The organism is Enterobacter sp. RIT637, from assembly GCF_019718755.1.
Lineage (GTDB): Bacteria > Pseudomonadota > Gammaproteobacteria > Enterobacterales > Enterobacteriaceae > Enterobacter.
In genome coordinates, this window is record NZ_JAIHAZ010000178.1 from 1 (window position 1) to 527 (window position 527).

1 protein-coding gene is annotated in these 527 nt (G+C 57.5%); it reads right to left on the bottom strand.

The features are described 5' to 3' along the window. On the bottom strand, positions 1 to 527 hold a 527-nt coding region (locus tag K5E19_RS23870), incomplete at both ends, for an MFS transporter (protein WP_221553391.1).

A 527-nucleotide genomic window follows, 5' to 3' on the forward strand; every position in this document is an offset into this window, starting at 1 on the left:
CTGCCAGACGGACATTTTTTTACCGTTGTTGGTCTGGTGATGGGATTCCTGACCACCAATGATGTAGTCGCGTTCCTCGTCAGACAGTTTCTTCTGATCGCGCGGGTGTTTGTAGAAGATCAGCCACGCCATCGCCCAGGCAAAGCTCAGCACACCGGAGATAATGAACGCTAACTGCCAGCTGTGCATCACAATCGCCCACACGACCAGCGGCGGAGCAATCATCGCACCGATAGAGGAACCGACGTTGAAGTAGCCTACAGCGATAGAACGCTCTTTTGCCGGGAACCACTCAGAGCTGGCTTTCAGACCCGCAGGGATCATCGCCGCTTCTGCCGCACCGACCGCACCACGCGCCAGTGCCAGTCCACCCCAGCTGCCTGCCAGCGCTGTCGCGCCGCAGAAGATAGCCCAGGTCACAGCGAAGAAGGCGTAGCCCACTTTGGTTCCGAGGATATCGAGAAGGTAGCCCGCAACTGGCTGCATGATGGTATAAGCCGCGGAGTAGGCCGCGATAATGTAGGAAT